The 16098-nt window shown below is 40.3% G+C and carries 15 protein-coding genes; 5 read left to right on the top strand and 10 right to left on the bottom strand.

From position 1 onward, the window contains the following. Positions 1 to 81 precede the first annotated feature (81 nt). The 3 genes from lolC to lolE are packed head-to-tail and all read left to right on the top strand — an operon-like array spanning position 82 to position 3225. Positions 82 to 1284 carry a lipoprotein-releasing ABC transporter permease subunit LolC gene (gene lolC / locus SJ312_RS05895; protein WP_004253308.1) on the top strand — a complete coding sequence of 401 codons (1203 nt, stop codon included), beginning with the start codon at positions 82 to 84 and terminating at the stop codon, positions 1282 to 1284. Beyond that, a complete protein-coding gene (gene lolD / locus SJ312_RS05890; protein WP_096863868.1) occupies positions 1277 to 1978 on the top strand; it encodes a lipoprotein-releasing ABC transporter ATP-binding protein LolD in 702 nt (233 codons plus the stop codon). Before lolC ends, lolD begins: the two co-directional genes overlap by 8 nt. Further along, the gene (gene lolE / locus SJ312_RS05885) at positions 1978 to 3225 is read left to right on the top strand and encodes a lipoprotein-releasing ABC transporter permease subunit LolE (protein WP_004253316.1); all 1248 of its coding nucleotides are present in this window, start codon (positions 1978 to 1980) and stop codon (positions 3223 to 3225) included. The genes lolD and lolE overlap by 1 nt, the downstream gene beginning before the upstream one ends. 75 nt (positions 3226 to 3300) lie before the next feature. Here the strand turns inward: lolE and SJ312_RS05880 are convergent, their stop codons facing one another. Together SJ312_RS05880 and SJ312_RS05875 are read right to left on the bottom strand one after the other, a co-directional pair. Beyond that, positions 3301 to 3846, bottom strand: a complete 546-nt coding sequence (locus SJ312_RS05880) for a class IV adenylate cyclase (protein ID WP_004253319.1) — start codon at positions 3844 to 3846, stop codon at positions 3301 to 3303. A gap of 139 nt (positions 3847 to 3985) precedes the next feature. Continuing rightward, on the bottom strand, positions 3986 to 4474 hold the full coding sequence (locus tag SJ312_RS05875) for a TIGR00645 family protein (RefSeq protein ID WP_094960443.1): 489 nt from the start codon (positions 4472 to 4474) through the stop codon (positions 3986 to 3988). Positions 4475 to 4893: 419 nt separating this feature from the next. Between SJ312_RS05875 and cobB the strand changes: the two genes are divergently transcribed. After that, on the top strand, positions 4894 to 5727 hold the full coding sequence (gene cobB, locus SJ312_RS05870) for a Sir2 family NAD+-dependent deacetylase (RefSeq protein ID WP_110592593.1): 834 nt from the start codon (positions 4894 to 4896) through the stop codon (positions 5725 to 5727). A 51-nt stretch (positions 5728 to 5778) separates the two neighbouring features. Here cobB and SJ312_RS05865 read toward each other — a convergent pair whose 3' ends face one another. Then, complete coding sequence (locus SJ312_RS05865) at positions 5779 to 6489, bottom strand: SDR family oxidoreductase (RefSeq protein WP_004253328.1); 711 nt, start codon at positions 6487 to 6489, stop codon at positions 5779 to 5781. Between the two features lie 385 nt (positions 6490 to 6874). Here SJ312_RS05865 and pepT point away from each other — a divergent pair, with 385 nt between their 5' ends. Beyond that, positions 6875 to 8110, top strand: coding sequence for a peptidase T (gene pepT, locus SJ312_RS05860; RefSeq protein WP_004253330.1), 1236 nt, complete (start codon positions 6875 to 6877; stop codon positions 8108 to 8110). 167 nt (positions 8111 to 8277) lie between these two features. Here pepT and SJ312_RS05855 read toward each other — a convergent pair whose 3' ends face one another. The 7 genes from SJ312_RS05855 to mnmA all read right to left on the bottom strand — a co-directional run bounded on the left by SJ312_RS05855 (position 8278) and on the right by mnmA (position 16077). Then, positions 8278 to 8877 carry a LysE family translocator gene (locus SJ312_RS05855; protein ID WP_110591829.1) on the bottom strand — a complete coding sequence of 200 codons (600 nt, stop codon included), beginning with the start codon at positions 8875 to 8877 and terminating at the stop codon, positions 8278 to 8280. A gap of 331 nt (positions 8878 to 9208) precedes the next feature. Beyond that, on the bottom strand, positions 9209 to 10333 hold the full coding sequence (locus SJ312_RS05850; protein ID WP_004253337.1) for a cupin domain-containing protein: 1125 nt from the start codon (positions 10331 to 10333) through the stop codon (positions 9209 to 9211). A gap of 248 nt (positions 10334 to 10581) precedes the next feature. Beyond that, a complete protein-coding gene (gene phoQ / locus SJ312_RS05845; RefSeq protein WP_319867180.1) occupies positions 10582 to 12039 on the bottom strand; it encodes a two-component system sensor histidine kinase PhoQ in 1458 nt (485 codons plus the stop codon). Between the two features lies 1 nt (position 12040). After that, the gene (gene phoP / locus SJ312_RS05840; RefSeq protein WP_004253350.1) at positions 12041 to 12715 is read right to left on the bottom strand and encodes a two-component system response regulator PhoP; all 675 of its coding nucleotides are present in this window, start codon (positions 12713 to 12715) and stop codon (positions 12041 to 12043) included. 241 nt (positions 12716 to 12956) lie between these two features. After that, positions 12957 to 14327 carry an adenylosuccinate lyase gene (gene purB / locus SJ312_RS05835; RefSeq protein ID WP_110591827.1) on the bottom strand — a complete coding sequence of 457 codons (1371 nt, stop codon included), beginning with the start codon at positions 14325 to 14327 and terminating at the stop codon, positions 12957 to 12959. Positions 14328 to 14344: 17 nt separating this feature from the next. Continuing rightward, the gene (gene hflD, locus SJ312_RS05830; protein ID WP_319867178.1) at positions 14345 to 14971 is read right to left on the bottom strand and encodes a high frequency lysogenization protein HflD; all 627 of its coding nucleotides are present in this window, start codon (positions 14969 to 14971) and stop codon (positions 14345 to 14347) included. 2 nt (positions 14972 to 14973) lie between these two features. Continuing rightward, positions 14974 to 16077 (bottom strand): tRNA 2-thiouridine(34) synthase MnmA, encoded by a 1104-nt coding sequence (mnmA, locus tag SJ312_RS05825; RefSeq protein ID WP_319867248.1) that lies wholly within the window; start codon positions 16075 to 16077, stop codon positions 14974 to 14976. Positions 16078 to 16098: the final 21 nt, after the last annotated feature.

The following is a 16098-nucleotide window of genomic DNA, read 5'->3' as shown; positions in this document are numbered from 1 at the left end:
CATCGGGTGGTTCCATTCATCAATCGTACCCTTTATTATCGCTGAACACTTCGCTTTGGCAACAGGGGCATCATAGATTTCATGCACCAATCTGTCTCATTATTTATAGGCCTACGCTATTTACGTGGGCGTGCTGCGGATAAATTTGGGCGTTTCGTATCCAGTTTATCTGCTATTGGTATCACACTAGGGGTTGCGGCATTGATAACCGTCACCTCAGTGATGAATGGGTTCGAGCGATCGTTACAAGATAGCATACTTGCTTATATGCCGCAGGCAATTTTAACCTCTGCCTCTGGAAATATAGACCCAGCAAAATATCCAATATCCGATCTACAACATTTAAAGGGTGTCAGCCAGATCGCACCTATTGTGCAATCTGATGTGGTATTACAAAGCCGAACCAATGTTGGCGTGGGCGTTATGGGGGGAATCGACCCCGAAGAATCTTCGCTGTTATTGGATAAACTGGTTGTTGGGCAACGCAATGACCTCAAAGAAGGCAGTTATAATGTTTTTCTCGGGAATAAACTTGCAGAAACACTCGGGGTAAAACGTGGTGATGAGGTTCGCTTAATTATTCCAGGCGTGAGTCAGTTAACACCGATGGGGCGCATTCCAAGCCAGCGCCTATTTACTGTGGCTGGTATTTTCCAAACAAATGGGGAAGCGGATACGAGTGAACTGGTCGTGGCACAACAAGATGCCGCACGTATGCTTCGTTATCCCGCAGGCCACATTACTGGGTGGCGCTTATATTTAGATGAGCCTTTACAAGTTGACGTTTTAAGTCAGCAAGCGTTACCAGATGGCTTAGTATGGAAAGACTGGCGGGAGCGTAAAGGGGAGTTTTTCCAAGCCGTTCGCATGGAAAAAAATATGATGGGCTTATTGCTTAGCTTAATTATCGCAGTGGCGGCATTTAATATTATTACCTCGCTATCACTGTTAGTGATGGAAAAGCAAGGCGAAGTGGCTATTTTAAAAACCCTAGGTCTCAAACGTTGGCGTATTTTAATGATATTTATGATCCAAGGCGCTGGAGCGGGGGTGATTGGCTCACTCATTGGCACGATATTAGGCACGATACTTTCTAGTCAACTGAATGTCATTATGCCGCTGATCGGTTTATTACCCAAAGGCGTCTCTTTACCTATTGTGCTTGATTACTCTGGTATTTTAATTATTGCACTAAGTGCAATGCTGATTTCTCTGCTGGCAACGCTTTATCCTTCTTGGCGTGCAGCAGCGGTTCAACCTGCTGAGGCTTTACGTTATGAATAAACAACCACTTCTGGTCTGTGAAAAATTAAGCAAAACATATCAAGAAGGGACATTGTCGACGCAAGTGTTGAAAAATGTCAGTTTTTCCATGGGGCGTGGGGAAATGATGGCCATCGTGGGAAGTTCTGGTTCAGGTAAAAGTACCTTATTGCATTTATTGGGTGGCCTAGATACCCCTTCAGAAGGGAATGTTATCTTTCGTGGACAGCATATAAATCAATTAACCTCAGATGAGCGTGCTGCTATTCGTAATAAAGATCTCGGTTTTATTTATCAATTTCATCACCTTTTACCGGATTTTACTGCCCTTGAAAATGTGGCAATGCCTTTATTAATTGGGGGGATTGCGAAAGAAACTGCGTTTTCTAAAGCAACTGAAATGTTAGAGGCAGTTGGGTTAGCACACCGAGCAGGGCATCGGCCTTCTGAATTATCAGGGGGAGAACGCCAGCGTGTTGCTATTGCAAGGGCGTTAGTGAATGAGCCAGCACTTGTTTTGGCAGATGAGCCGACAGGTAACCTTGATTTACGTAATGCAGATGCCATTTTTGAGTTGTTGGGTGAATTAAACCGAACACAGCGGACCGCATTTTTAGTCGTCACCCATGATATGACTCTGGCTCGGCGGTTATCCCGCCAATTGGAAATGCGAGATGGGCATTTGCAACAGGAAATTACCTTGGGGGCTCGGTAATGTCTAAATTGCCTCTTTCACTAGTCACGGCGCTGCGTTTCAGCCGTGGTCGACGCCGAACAGGGATGGTTTCGTTAGTCTCGATAGTTTCAACGTTGGGGATTGTTCTTGGGGTCGCGGTGCTAATTATCGGTTTAAGCGCAATGAATGGCTTTGAACGCGAATTAAATAACCGTGTGTTATCTGTTGTTCCCCATGGGCAAATTTTTGCTGTTAAGCCACCGTATAAAAATTTGGAGTTTGCTGAGCAAGTTATCCGTAAAACGCCCGGTGTAGAAGGTGTTAGCCCTTACATCAATTTTACGGGGTTACTTGAACGTGGTGCAAATTTAAAAGCAATTCAAGTCATGGGGGTTTCACGAGAAACTCAGCCACAAGTCAGTGCGTTACCTCAGTTCATTCTCAATGATGCTTGGCAACATTTTGATGCAGGCAAACAATCAATTATTTTAGGCCAAGGTGTGGCGGATGCATTGAATGTGAAGGTTGGGGACTGGGTCACAATCATGATCCCAAATACCGATGCTAGCTTGAAAATTCAACAGCCTAAGCGTATTCGTGTACAGGTGACGGGTATTTTTAAACTTAGTGGTTTGCTCGATCACCAGTTAGCGCTCGTTCCACTCGCAGATGCACAGGAATATCTCGACTATGGGGATGGTGTGACAGGGTTTGAAATCAAAGCAACAGACCCATTTATTGCCGATCAAGTCGTTTATGATGCAGGCTTGAAAACAATGCATCATGTCGTCGTAAAAAGTTGGATAGGCGATTATGGCTATATGTATAATGATATTCAAATGGTTAGAAGTATCATGTACTTAGCTATGATATTGGTGATTGGCGTTGCGTGTTTTAATATTGTTTCTACCCTTGTTATGGCAGTTAAAGATAAAAGTAGTGATATCGCTGTATTGCGTACCTTAGGGGCAAAAGATAGGCAAATTCGTGCTATTTTCTTATGGTATGGCTTGTTGGGTGGCCTTGTTGGTTCATTGATTGGCGTTGTGCTTGGGGTCGTCATATCATTAAATCTAACACCCATGATTAAGGTGGTAGAGGCTATTGTTGGCCATCCAATTTTATCGGGTGATGTTTATTTTATTGACTTTTTACCTTCTGAATTGCATGTCATGGATGTGGTTTATGTTTTAATTACAACCATTGTATTGAGCTTACTAGCTAGTTGGTATCCTGCTCGTAGGGCAAGCAAATTAGACCCTGCACGTATTCTTAGCGGGCAATAGCTATTAGGGTTATAGGGTTAGAGAGCCAATGGTTTTTAGGAGACAATTCTAAAAATTTATTGGCTCTTCCTATGATTACTGCGCAGCTAAAAACATCTGCTTATAACTACGAGTTTCCACCATTTCTTCTGTAAACCCATATTGCTTGGCGGTCGCCATCAATTTTTGATATAGAGCTTCAAGTAAATCCTGCTCATCTGTCATAATGGCAAATTCAGCAAACCAGCCGATCCCACTAAGGTGGTCAATTGTAATGTGGATGTCATTCAGGAAATAAATGCTTCTTATTTTAGTTGTGGTTAAGTAGCAATGATATCCCAGTGTCGTTAACATGTTTTGTACATGGCGGCAGTCATCAATATTAATGGCTTTGCATTCAGAAGCTCCAGGCCCTTTAACTATCCATAATTTTATGCCTGATGGCACCATTTCACGTACACACATACTGACGCCATTGTCAGCTAGTGGTAGATGCGGGTTTTCATAGAAACAATCTGTTTCTGTATTATTTTCCGTAAAGGGTTCAGCCAAGTCGGCTTTTATTTTATGCAGAAAAGTATCCGGGTCCGGTAAATGAAATTTAATTTCAGCTTCATATTTACCGACAAAATGTTGGCTCATGTAAAGTTCCTTGGTACTAACCTTCAGGATAATGATGGTAACACAAAGCGGAAATCGACGAGGGAGATAAAGATGAGATTAGCGAATAGGTAAGTGCCTAGGTATTTAAATTAGGCACTTTTAGCATAAATTCTACTGGTTATTTTTTTGTCATTTTATCTAGATAGCCCATAACGAATGCAGATAATACAAAGGTTAAATGGATAACGACGTACCACATCAACTTGTCATTTGAGACACTTTTCAAGTCCATGAAGATTTTTAATAGGTGAATGGAGGAAATAGCAACAATGGAAGCCGCGACTTTATTTTTTAATGATGAAGCATCCATTTTACCTAGCCAGCCTAGTTTTTCACTGCTGTCAGGGATATCCATTTGGGAGACAAAGTTCTCATAACCAGAAAACATCACCATCACCAATAACCCACCGACTAATGCCATATCAATCAATGATAATAGCGTCAAAATTAAGTCTGCTTCAGGAATTGAAAGGATATTTGGCAAAATATGGTATAGCTCTTGAAAGAACTTAATGGTTAAAGCCAATAGTGTCAGTGAAAGCCCAAAATAAATAGGCGCTAAAATCCAACGTGAAGCATACATCGCTCTTTCAAAAAACTTTTCCATGAAACCCCTTTTAGTGGTGAATTAGCAACACAGTAAAATCTGCGAGGCGTATTTTAACTGCACGGAGAGTGAACGAGAAAGGTTTTTTTATTGTTTTACAGTTACGAACGTTTTATGGCGAATTTATGAAATATTAGTGTCGTTTTTATGAATAAAAAGTGACAAAATCGATGCCTTTGATATTTTTATTTGCATTCAGCAAGATGATGCGTTTTAGTATGTTAACATTTAGATAATGTCATCAGTGCTGGTAAGGAAATAGTTAGTATGCCAATAAAGTATATACTTGGAGCTTGATTATTTTAAAAATTCCAAACAATCAGCGTTTATAAGTTTGTGTCGTAATGACATGATAAAAACAATTAATATTTAACATGATATAAGTTTATTGGTTATATGGATGAAAGGAAGCTTTGATGTTGCGATTTCGTTATAGGTTGAAAAAAGCTCGTAAGAATAAATGTATACGCCGCCAGCGACTTCGTAACCGGTCTTTTTATATAGATAATAGATTGGGTAATATGAAAAATGTCAATATTGTCGTTTTAACAGGAGCAGGTATTTCAGCCGAATCTGGGATCCAAACATTCCGTTCTGCGGATGGTTTATGGGAAGAGCATCGCGTTGAAGATGTGGCAACGCCTGAAGGTTTCGAACGTAACCCTAAATTAGTACAACGTTTTTATAATGAGCGACGTCGGCAGTTACAGCAAGAAAATATTAAACCTAATGCTGCTCACTATGCACTTGCACAGCTTGAAGAGATTTTTGGTGACCGCTTTTTGTTAATTACACAAAATATAGACAATTTACATGAAAGAGCGGGAAGCCAGCGGGTTATCCATATGCATGGTGAACTATTAAAAGTTCGCTGTAATTGGTCAAATCAAGTATTGGAGTGGAAAGGGGATTTATCGGTCGATGACCGCTGTCATTGTTGCCAATTCCCTCAGCCGCTGAGGCCCCATATTGTTTGGTTTGGTGAAATGCCAATTGGAATGGATTATATTTATCAATCCCTTGAATCTGCGACCATTTTTATCTCTATTGGAACCTCTGGCCATGTGTACCCTGCTGCAGGCTTTGTTCATGAAGCTAAATTACATGGGGCACATACGGTCGAACTGAATTTAGAGCCTAGCCAAGTGGAAAGTGAGTTCGATGAAAAACACTATGGTTTAGCCAGCAAAGTCGTTGTTGAATATATCAATAAGCTTATTACTGAGTTACAGGTTAAAAATACCGCGGAATAAGCTTTCAATACATAACATTATAAGGGGAAACGTATTGTTTCCTCTTATAGGTTAGACGTTTGTATCCATCATGGCTGGCATCGTAATCTCTTTGACGCAGGTTGCATTGCTCGTATTGGCGATGAAGCGTACGGCATTGACAACGTCTTGTAATGGGATCAATTGCCCATGACTTTTTTCAATGACTTCGTCAACTGGGGTAGTGAGTGGATACTCAGTTGCTAAATAACCTAAATTTATAACCGATATCGCTATTTTATCTTCCCGTAATGTTTCTCTTAACGATTGAGCTATTCCCCTGATGGCATATTTGGTAGCAGAAAAGGTGACTTCCTTGCCATTATGATTATCTAAACCCCATGTGGAACCAATCAATATAATCTTGCTATTTTTCGCTAAACGTAAATTGGGTAACAGTGCTTTTAAGTTTAATAAACAGGCGCTGATATTAGTCTGAACCATATTCAGCAGCTCTATGTCATCAGTCGATTCAAATTGGTACTCTTCACTAAAAGCGAGTTTCTCCCATATACCCACATTATAAATTAAGGTATGAATAGGTTGACTCTGAATAACAGACTTAATGGAATTCGCGCTATTAATGTCATTTAAATCAGCAGGGATCCACGTAAAATTAGTTTGCTCAAAAGGGGGTTTTGAGCGAGAAACACCGTAAATATGGTCTGTATTTTCAGGGAATCCTTCGACTAATGCCTTACCTAATCCTTTGCTAACACCATAAATTAAACATGTTTTTGACATGAATTTTCCTATAAACGAGTAAAATTTTGTTTTGTTTATTATTAGCTAGTAAATAAAATAATAAGGCTTCATATATAGCATACTATTTCAATTTAATGATTGATGATTAGTGTAGTGGATGAATGATATTTAACCAAATGGTGTGCTTTTAGGTAACAAATAAATAATAATCGAATAATTAATACAATTTGATTATTACCCTTATTTATTATAGGTATTGATTGCTGCAGTAATAGCCAACCTGTAAAAGATAGGCTAAAAAATAAATTTCTTTAAAGATTTATCATAAAAAATAGTGAGCATTAACAGGAAAGCTGATTTGAGACAATAATTGAATCTGTGATCTTTCCCATAATATAGGCATTGATATTTTAGGGGGAAGGGTATGGACAAACTCTTAGAGCGGTTTTTTGAATATACCGCTTTCGATACACAATCAAAGCTAAACGCAAAAACAGTACCCAGCAGTGCAGGACAGTTAAAGTTCGCTCGTGCATTAGTTAATGAACTGAATGAGTTAGGTTTTGAAAAAATAACGCTAAGCGATCAAGGTTGCGTGATGGCTTATTTACCGTCAAACGTTGATTGGGATGTTCCTACTATTGGTTTTATTTCACATTTAGACACAGCGCCTGATTTTTCAGGTAAAAATGTGAGTCCACAAGTCCTCGAAAATTATCGAGGAGGGGATATTGCGTTAGGTATTGGTGATGAAGTGCTATCCCCTGTGATGTTTCCGGTACTCCATGAAATGATTGGTAAAACGCTGATCATGACAGATGGTAAAACTTTATTGGGTGCCGATGATAAAGCGGGTATTGCAGAAATAATCACAGCCCTCGTACGTTTAAAGGAAAAAAATATTCCTCATGGTAAAATCTGTCTTGCATTTACCCCTGATGAAGAGATAGGACGCGGGGCTCGCCATATCGATTTTAAACAATTTGATGCATTGTGGGCCTATACCGTCGATGGTGGTGGAGTTGGTGAATTAGAGTATGAAAATTTTAATGCGGCTAATGTTTCCATTAAAATTGTTGGCAATAACACTCATCCCGGTACAGCTAAAGGCGTAATGGTGAATGCATTAGGGCTAGCGAACCGTATTCATTCGATGTTACCACCTGATGAAACACCTGAAAATACAGAAGGGTATGAAGGGTTTTATCATTTAACATCGTTAAAAGGTACAGTTGAAAAGGCCGAGTTGAATTATATTATTCGTGATTTTGACTTAGCAGGCTTTGAAGCTAGGAAGAAAAATATAATTCGAATTGCTGAAAAAGTTGGCGAAGGGCTGCACCCAAGCTGTTATATCGAACTGACACTTGATGATACCTATTATAACATGCATAAAGAGGTCATGAAGTACCCACATGTTATTGAATTAGCGAAACAAGCAATGCTTGATTGTGGCATTGAACCAGTTATTCAACCTGTCCGTGGTGGTACCGACGGTGCACAGCTTTCACATCGCGGTTTACCATGTCCAAATATTTTCACAGGTGGTTATAATTTCCATAGTAAACATGAGTTTATAACACAAGAAGGTATGGAGCAGGCTGTTAGTGTGATTATGCGTATTGCGGAGCTAACGGCCATTCACGCACGGCAATCGTGATATTTTATGAGAAGTAAGAGAGGTTGTTGACAAAGTGGGATAAAAGCGTGGTTTTTCCCACTTTGTGTTATCAGCCGAAAATCAATAAATTGATTTTCCTAATTTATTTTCAAAACCTATTCGACTTGCCGCTAAACATAATATGTTTGTCAGCACTCTTACTGTTGTTATTGAAATAATACAGAAATACCACTAAGTGCCAGTAAAACTCCCATGACTAAATTAAAGCGCTTTAATATCTTAGGTTGTTTTAGCCTTTCTCTTAATTTACTACCAAACATAGCCCAGATAGCAACACATGGCCAATTGATGGCTGCAAATATGACAGCGACTTGCAACATTGATAAATAAGGTGAAATTGTATTGGTATACATCGCCATTCCAGAGACTGCCATCATCCAGGCTTTAGGATTTATCCATTGAAATAACGCCGCTTCTAAGAAGGTTAGTGGTTTAATTTCTTGGTTATTTGTCTGTGCAATTGAATGGCTAATAGTGGTTTTCCATGCAAGCCAGAACAAATAAATAATTCCAAAATATTTTAATATCGAATAAACCATAGGGGATGATTGAATCAATGCACCTACACCGAGCCCTACTGCCACTAACATAATAAGAAAACCAATTGATACTCCAAATGAATGAGGTAATGTTTTTCTAAATCCAAAATTAATACCTGAAGCAAGTAACATAATATTATTTGGGCCTGGAGTTATGGATGTCACAAAGGAAAACAATGATAAAGCCAAAAGAGTTTCTATGTTCATGTTGTTATCATCTTTAAAAGGGACAATTAACGCTGTGCGTGACTGGCGACGGTGAAGTCAAAACAGTTTAAAATTGAATCAAATAATGTGCTTTATCTTTGCGTGCTTACGGGCAAGAAGGGGACATATTGCGAGTAGGTGCTAGCGGGATATAATATATATTAAAATAAATAATTTAGTTATTAATAATGATGTGTTAATTGTAGTCAGCGGTTTTCAATTGATGGTCAGGAGGGTGCTGCCATATCATACTAATAATATTATTTTTAATAAAAGACCCATAATGAATGGGCCTTTTTCACAAATATAAATTTAATATTATCAGTACCGATTAATCATCAAAATACCAATAACCATTATTAACGAGCGCAGTAAGCAGTGCGATGAAATTAACATCATCAATGGCATCAGCTAAATTTTCGCTATTAACGGCATCATAGCGGCATAAACTATCAGCGGCCTCATAACACTCAGTTTCCAAGCATTCACCATTAACAAAAAATTGGTCGCCAACGCGTAATGCTCTGAGACCATTTAATTTGTATAATGTTTCTTGCTGAGTTTTTAGCAAATCATAGATTTCTTCTTGCTCATAAGGCGGTTCAGGTGGCGCAATGTCTAACTCGTGGCGTGATTGGGAGATAAACTCACCTAACCATTTGCGAAAGAGCTCAGGGTCATTAATGAGTGATTCCATCATCTCACGCAGCTTAATTTGTTCACCTTGCAAGATCTCCGCGGGGTTATCACGGAATGATAAATCAGGGTCACTATAGCGGTAGCTGCCTAAATCGTTAGAAATTAAGTGATCGGCAAAGCTACTGATTAATTCACGAGTATTTGGTGCACGAAAGCCAACCGAGTAATTTAATGAAGGTTCAATGGCGTAGCCTTCATGTGGGAACCCAGGCGGAATGTACAAAATATCGCCGGGTTCCATTTCTTCGTCGATGATGGCATCGAAAGGTTGTACTTGCAGTAAGTCAGGGTGCGGGCAATGTTGTTTCATTGGGATTTTTTCGCCCACGCGCCAACGACGGCGGCCTTCACCTTGAATAATAAATACATCGTATTGGTCGAGGTGAGGACCTACACCACCGCCGGGGACCGAGTAGGAGATCATTAAATCGTCCATTCGCCAGTCTGAAAGTACACGGAATGGTTTCATCAACGCAGAGCTTGGGTGATGCCAATGGTCAACAGCCTGAACTAAAATAGACCAATTTTCTTCACCGAGATGGTCATAGCTTTCAAATGGGCCATGGCCAACTTGCCAAATCCCTTCTTTATGGCTAACTAAACGGCTATCAACCTCATCTTCCATCGCCAAACCTGCAAGTTCGTCAGGCGAGATAGGGTCAATAAAATTTGCAAACCCTTTTTTGATAAGCAGTGGGCGCTTCTGCCAGTGACTGTCGAGGAAACTTTGCCAGTCGAGATTTAGTTTGTAATCCATCTTATTGTCCCTTGGAGCTGCTAAATATAGCTAATCAGTTTATTGCAATATACCCGGTCTCAATACTACAAAATGACCTATATGTGTAATGGTATGATGTTAAATAAACTTTATGAGAAACATATAGTAAAGGTTTATCTTGAGAGTAAACCAATCAGTTACCCTAAATTACTTTTCATAAAACACTTCACAAATAGTATACCGGAAATGGTTTGTAAAATAGGGGGTAAACGGACACATATCACAGATTAACTATCTTCAATCATAGATTGCTGCCTAAATGTGACGGATAAACGCGCTCCGCCAAGAGGGCTGTCACTAATTATGATTTCCCCGTCATATTGGTCGATAATATCCACTGCAATAGATAAGCCTAAACCTTGACCTGGGCGAAGGGTGTCTGCGCGTTGCCCTCGAACGAAGATCAAACTACGTTTGCTTTCAGGCACCCCTGGGCCGTCATCATCGACAACTAATGTTAAGCTATCAGCACCTACAACAGCACTAACTTCAACAAATTCAAGGCAATACTTACACGCATTTTCCATGAAATTACCCATCACTTCCATAAAATCATTGGGTTGACCCAGCCATGTTGTTTCAGGAGAAACATTAACCGTTATAGAAACACCTTTGTGCTGATAAACTTTATGTAGGGCACTTGCAAGGCTATCTAGTATTGATGGGACAGATGAAATTTCACGTAGCATCATGTTTTCATCACCTTGCGTTGATGCGCGGTGTAAATAATAACCCACCTGTTGAGAAATACGGCCAATTTGTTCAAGCATGATAGGCTCTGCTTGTTCAATGTTCATTTGTTTGCCTGAACGAAGTAGCCGCAATGTCGACTGTAAAACAGCTAAAGGTGTCTTTAAACTGTGTGTTAAATCAGAAAGTGTGGTGCGATATTTGCTGTAGCGTTTTCGCTCATTTGTTAGCAAAATATTAAGGTTGCGTACTAGGCCGCGAAGTTCATACGGTGGGTTCTCGTCCAGTGTATCCCGTTCACCTTTTTCTAGGCTACTGAGTTGTGATACTAATGATTTGATTGGCCGTAGACTCCAGTAGGCGGCTAGCCATAATAATGGGATGACTAAGATTAAATTTGCCAGCAACACATAGCCAAACCATTCCCAAACTAACCCGGTATTTTGTAAGTCCTGTGGTAGAGTATCTACAACGACGATGGTGAGCGGGGGCAGGTTTTCACTTGCTGCATATTGGTTGACGGACACGGAATGAGTCAGCGGTTCGTCATCGTTATCCATGTCATCTAACTTGGTATTGAATTCGGGGTTATCGTCTAGTAGTTGGCGGGTTTCACGGATATCCGTATCAATTTCATATAAGCCCTCTTTTTTTAGCCAATCATTACGGATCAGCCGTTCAACGCTAGGCACATCACGTTGACGCCATAGCACAAGTCCTTGTTCATCATAAATAATAACCAAAGTTGGGTTATTCAAAGTAAAATTTGGTGGGACTCGGATGTCAATTTTATTATTTTGCCATTGGGCTAGGCTATAAATTAAGTTACTTTGGCTACGTAATAAGGTGTAAGTCGTTTTATCGAAACTAATTAAATACCCCAAAATTGCAACAATACCGTAGGATAAGGTGAGAGCCAAAATCACCGCTGATGTTGCACAAAGAAAACGTGCTCGTAGCGAAAGGGGGTTGAACTTAAATTTACTTAGCCACATATTAGCCATTCACATCAAAACGATAACCCTGGCCGCGTACAGTAACAATTACATCATCACTATGGAATTGTTGAATTTTTTTGCGTAATCGGCCCATTAAAACATCGATAGTATGACTTTCTCTAAGTTCGGCATCTGGATAAAGCTGGCGCATTAACGAGTCTTTACTAACCACTTTACCATTATTGCGGAGCAGCGTTTCAATAATGGTGTATTCAAAAGCAGTTAGTTTGACGGTTTCACCATTAACTGTAAATTCTTTACGTGAGAGGTCAATAACGAAATTACCTAATTCGAGTACTTGGGAAGCGAGACCGCTATTTCTGCGCATTAAAGCTTGCATACGGGCGACCAGTTCTTCTAGTTGGAAAGGTTTCGTCACGTAGTCATCTGCACCACTGTTTAGGGCTTGTACTTTTTCTTGCCAACTTTCCCGAGCCGTCAATACTAAAAGTGGAATATTGACGTGCTCGCCACGCCAGCGTTTTATCATGGAAAGCCCGTCTTCATCAGGTAAGCCCAAATCGACAACCGCAATATCTGGGCAACTTTCGTGTAAAAAATAGTCAGCTTCTTTTGCGTCTTCAGCGGAGTCAACCTGATGACCCAGATCTTTAAGCTGTACGGTTAAATGGTGGCGAAGTAACGCATTGTCTTCGACAATAAGAATACGCATCGGAAACCCTCATATTGAAAAGAGATAGCTACAACTGATTCAAATAGTAGCACTAGTTACGCTATGGTAAAAAGAGTTCTGAATAACGACAAGAGATTAAGTAAATATAAATCAAACGAACCGGAAAAATATTTTATCTATATTTATCTCTAGATAATTTAGCATAAGGAATAGAACGGGGAATTCAGAATGATAATTAAAAAGGGCGACTTAGAAGCCGCCCATTTTGAAAATATTGAGACTATTTTAGTTCGTCAATAAAAGTGACAGCGTAACCGATATAGTTAGCCGGTGTCATTTCTTTTAAACGCACTTTTTCGTGTTCTGGCAAATCTAAACCATCAATAAATTGTTTCATCCCTTCAGCGGTAACGCGTTTGCCACGGGTCAATTCTTTGAGTTTTTCATATGGTTTTTCAATGCCATAACGGCGCATTACAGTTTGAATAGGCTCAGCTAGCACTTCCCAGTTTTGGTCTAATTCATCCAGTAAATGCTGTTCATTAACTTCTAATTTGTTTAAGCCTTTCATGGTTGATTGATAAGCAATCAATGCATAACCTAGGCCGACACCGAGATTACGTAATACAGTCGAGTCCGTTAAGTCACGCTGCCAGCGAGAAACAGGGAGCTTGCTCGCTAAATGACCTAAGACGGCATTTGCTAACCCTAAGTTACCTTCAGAGTTTTCAAAATCAATCGGGTTCACTTTGTGTGGCATGGTAGAAGAACCAATTTCACCAGCGATTGTTTTTTGTTTGAAGTGATTTAATGCGATATAGCCCCAAATATCACGGTCGAAATCTAACACGATAGTGTTAAAACGAGCGACACAATCAAATAACTCAGCAATATAATCATGAGGTTCAATTTGCGTGGTGAATGGGTTCCATTGGATGCCTAAAGACGTAACGAAGGTTTCGCTAAATTCGTGCCAGTTAACTTCAGGGTAAGCGACCATGTGTGCATTATAGTTACCAACTGCGCCATTGATTTTACCTAAAATTTCAACTTGTTGCAGCTGACGGAATTGGCGTTCCAAACGATAAGCAACGTTGGCAAACTCTTTACCAATGGTGGAAGGCGTTGCAGGTTGGCCGTGAGTACGCGATAGCAACGGCAAATTGCGGTACTCATGAGCCATTGTTTTGATTTTATCAATAATTTGACGCCATTGTGGCAGTAATACTTCTTCGCGAGCAGTTTTCAGCATTAATGCGTGCGAAAGGTTATTAATATCTTCTGAAGTACAAGCGAAGTGGATAAATTCAGAAACTGCATGAAGAGCAGGGATGTTGGCTACTTTTTCTTTTAGGAAATATTCTACAGCTTTCACATCATGGTTGGTTGTGCGTTCAATTTCTTTGATACGCATTGCGTCTTTTTCACAGAAGTTCGCGACAATTTCATCTAAGTAAGCGATTGCGTCAGCGTCAAATGAAGGAACTTCTTTGATTTGAGCGGTTGCAGCCAGTTTTTGTAGCCAGCGAACTTCAACTTGTACGCGAAATTTCAGTAAACCAAACTCACTAAAAATAGTGCGTAAAGCGCTGACTTTATCACCGTAACGGCCGTCAATCGGGGATACAGCGGTCAGTGAGGATAATTCCATTGGTAGCAACTCCAGATTTAAAGGTGAGACAAAATATCTTTCGCCTGATTAGCCAGACGATTGCGAGAGAACATGAGTTGGATACGACTTCCACCAACTTGTTGCCAAAGCACTGCGCAGCGAATACCTGCGAGCAAAGTGGCTCTAACTTTTGCTTGAACGAGTGTATTTTTGAGAATGTCTGGGGAACCAGTGACTTGAATTCGAGGTCCTACAGGGCTGACTACGTCGACGTAAATACCCGCAAGTGCGTTAAACACACCTTCAGAGAGCGGTTCAAAATAGTCAGCTTGGCGCTCAAATTGTTCAATACGTTGACCAAGTTGGTTCATCGCTTCTTGATTTTTATTAAGACGGCGCTCAAGTACCATAATACTTAACATATAACGTGTCATTTCAGCGGATAAACCACTATTACCGCCTGTTAACATGCCTAACATGGCATTGAGACCGGTCTTTAAATTTTCGGCATCATTACCAAATACATCCAAAGTTGATTTTGGATTCATATTGGTGAGGCAATTGACCATGGTTTCAGTGTCTTTCTCGAGACAAACACCTTCATGTGCGAGTTTTTGAACCATCGCGCTTGCTTGGCAGATACCCGCTAAAGCAAGCGTAATGTCGTAATAGTTTTTTGCCACATTTACTCCTGAATACGGGCTTCAATAATACCGCCACCGAGACAGACTTCATCGATATAAAATACGGCGGATTGACCTGGAGTGACAGCCGCGACTGGGTAGTCAAATGTAACTTCAATGCGATCATCACTTAATGGGGTTATCGTACAAGGGATATCCGCTTGACGATAACGTGTTTTTACTACACAACGTAGTGGTTCAGTCATTGTTTTACGGTCAACCCAATGTAATTGCTGAGCAATTAACCCAACAGACATTAACCTAGGGTGTTCATGGCCTTGAGCAACGATAAGAATATTATTTTCAACGTCTTTATCGACAACATACCAAGGTTCTTCAGAGCCCTCTTTTGTACCACCGATACCTAAACCTTTACGCTGACCTAAGGTGTGGTACATCAAACCTTCATGTTGACCAATTGTTTCGCCATCGACAGTGACGATAGGGCCGGGTTGAGCAGGTAAGTAGCGGCCTAAAAAGTCGCGAAACTTACGCTCACCAATGAAACAAATCCCTGTGGAGTCCTTTTTTTTCGCAGTAACTAAGCCAATTTCTTCGGCAATACGGCGTACTTCAGGTTTTTCGAGCTCACCAACTGGAAAAAGGCTTTTAGCGACTTGCTCGTGACTCAGGGTATATAAAAAATAACTTTGGTCTTTGTTGCCATCTAAGCCACGTAATAATTGGCTTTTACCATTGATATCACGGCGACGCACATAATGACCAGTGGCAATGTAATCTGCGCCTAAATCTTCAGCAGCAAATTCTAAGAAAGCTTTAAATTTGATTTCTTTGTTGCAGAGAATATCTGGGTTTGGTGTGCGACCAGCTTTATATTCAGTTAAAAAATGTTCGAAGACATTGTCCCAATATTCAGCAGCGAAATTAATGGTATGAAGTTCAATACCCAGTTTGTCACACACGGCTTGCGCATCGGCAAGGTCAGCCGCAGCTGAGCAATATTCTGTGTCGTCATCTTCTTCCCAATTCTTCATAAACAGACCAGCAACCTGATACCCTTGTTGCTGTAGCAAGTAAGCGGATACAGAGGAGTCAACACCACCGGACATACCGACGATGACTTTTTTTTGGCTGTTATCTGACATGGTACTATTATTTGACATGGA

The sequence above is a fragment of the Providencia sp. CIM-Carb-044 genome, from assembly GCF_033901115.1.
Classification (GTDB): domain Bacteria; phylum Pseudomonadota; class Gammaproteobacteria; order Enterobacterales; family Enterobacteriaceae; genus Providencia; species Providencia hangzhouensis.
Note: the sequence above shows the minus strand (reverse complement) of the source record. Positions and strands in the feature narration are given on the sequence as shown.

Excerpts from the sequence above, each read along its gene's own strand:
- SJ312_RS05880 (WP_004253319.1), bottom strand. The coding sequence starts at position 3,846 with ATGAGCCAACATTTTGTCGGTAAATATGAAGCTGAAATTAAATTTCAT.
- SJ312_RS05865 (WP_004253328.1), bottom strand. The coding sequence starts at position 6,489 with ATGTCAAAAACATGTTTAATTTATGGTGTTAGCAAAGGATTAGGTAAG.
- SJ312_RS05855 (WP_110591829.1), bottom strand. The coding sequence starts at position 8,877 with ATGAACATAGAAACTCTTTTGGCTTTATCATTGTTTTCCTTTGTGACA.
- SJ312_RS05850 (WP_004253337.1), bottom strand. The coding sequence starts at position 10,333 with ATGGATTACAAACTAAATCTCGACTGGCAAAGTTTCCTCGACAGTCAC.
- lolC (WP_004253308.1), top strand. The coding sequence starts at position 82 with ATGCACCAATCTGTCTCATTATTTATAGGCCTACGCTATTTACGTGGG.
- phoQ (WP_319867180.1), bottom strand. The coding sequence starts at position 12,039 with ATGTGGCTAAGTAAATTTAAGTTCAACCCCCTTTCGCTACGAGCACGT.
- SJ312_RS05875 (WP_094960443.1), bottom strand. The coding sequence starts at position 4,474 with ATGGAAAAGTTTTTTGAAAGAGCGATGTATGCTTCACGTTGGATTTTA.
- lolD (WP_096863868.1), top strand. The coding sequence starts at position 1,277 with ATGAATAAACAACCACTTCTGGTCTGTGAAAAATTAAGCAAAACATAT.
- purB (WP_110591827.1), bottom strand. The coding sequence starts at position 14,327 with ATGGAATTATCCTCACTGACCGCTGTATCCCCGATTGACGGCCGTTAC.
- phoP (WP_004253350.1), bottom strand. The coding sequence starts at position 12,715 with ATGCGTATTCTTATTGTCGAAGACAATGCGTTACTTCGCCACCATTTA.
- lolE (WP_004253316.1), top strand. The coding sequence starts at position 1,978 with ATGTCTAAATTGCCTCTTTCACTAGTCACGGCGCTGCGTTTCAGCCGT.
- pepT (WP_004253330.1), top strand. The coding sequence starts at position 6,875 with ATGGACAAACTCTTAGAGCGGTTTTTTGAATATACCGCTTTCGATACA.
- mnmA (WP_319867248.1), bottom strand. The coding sequence starts at position 16,077 with ATGTCAGATAACAGCCAAAAAAAAGTCATCGTCGGTATGTCCGGTGGT.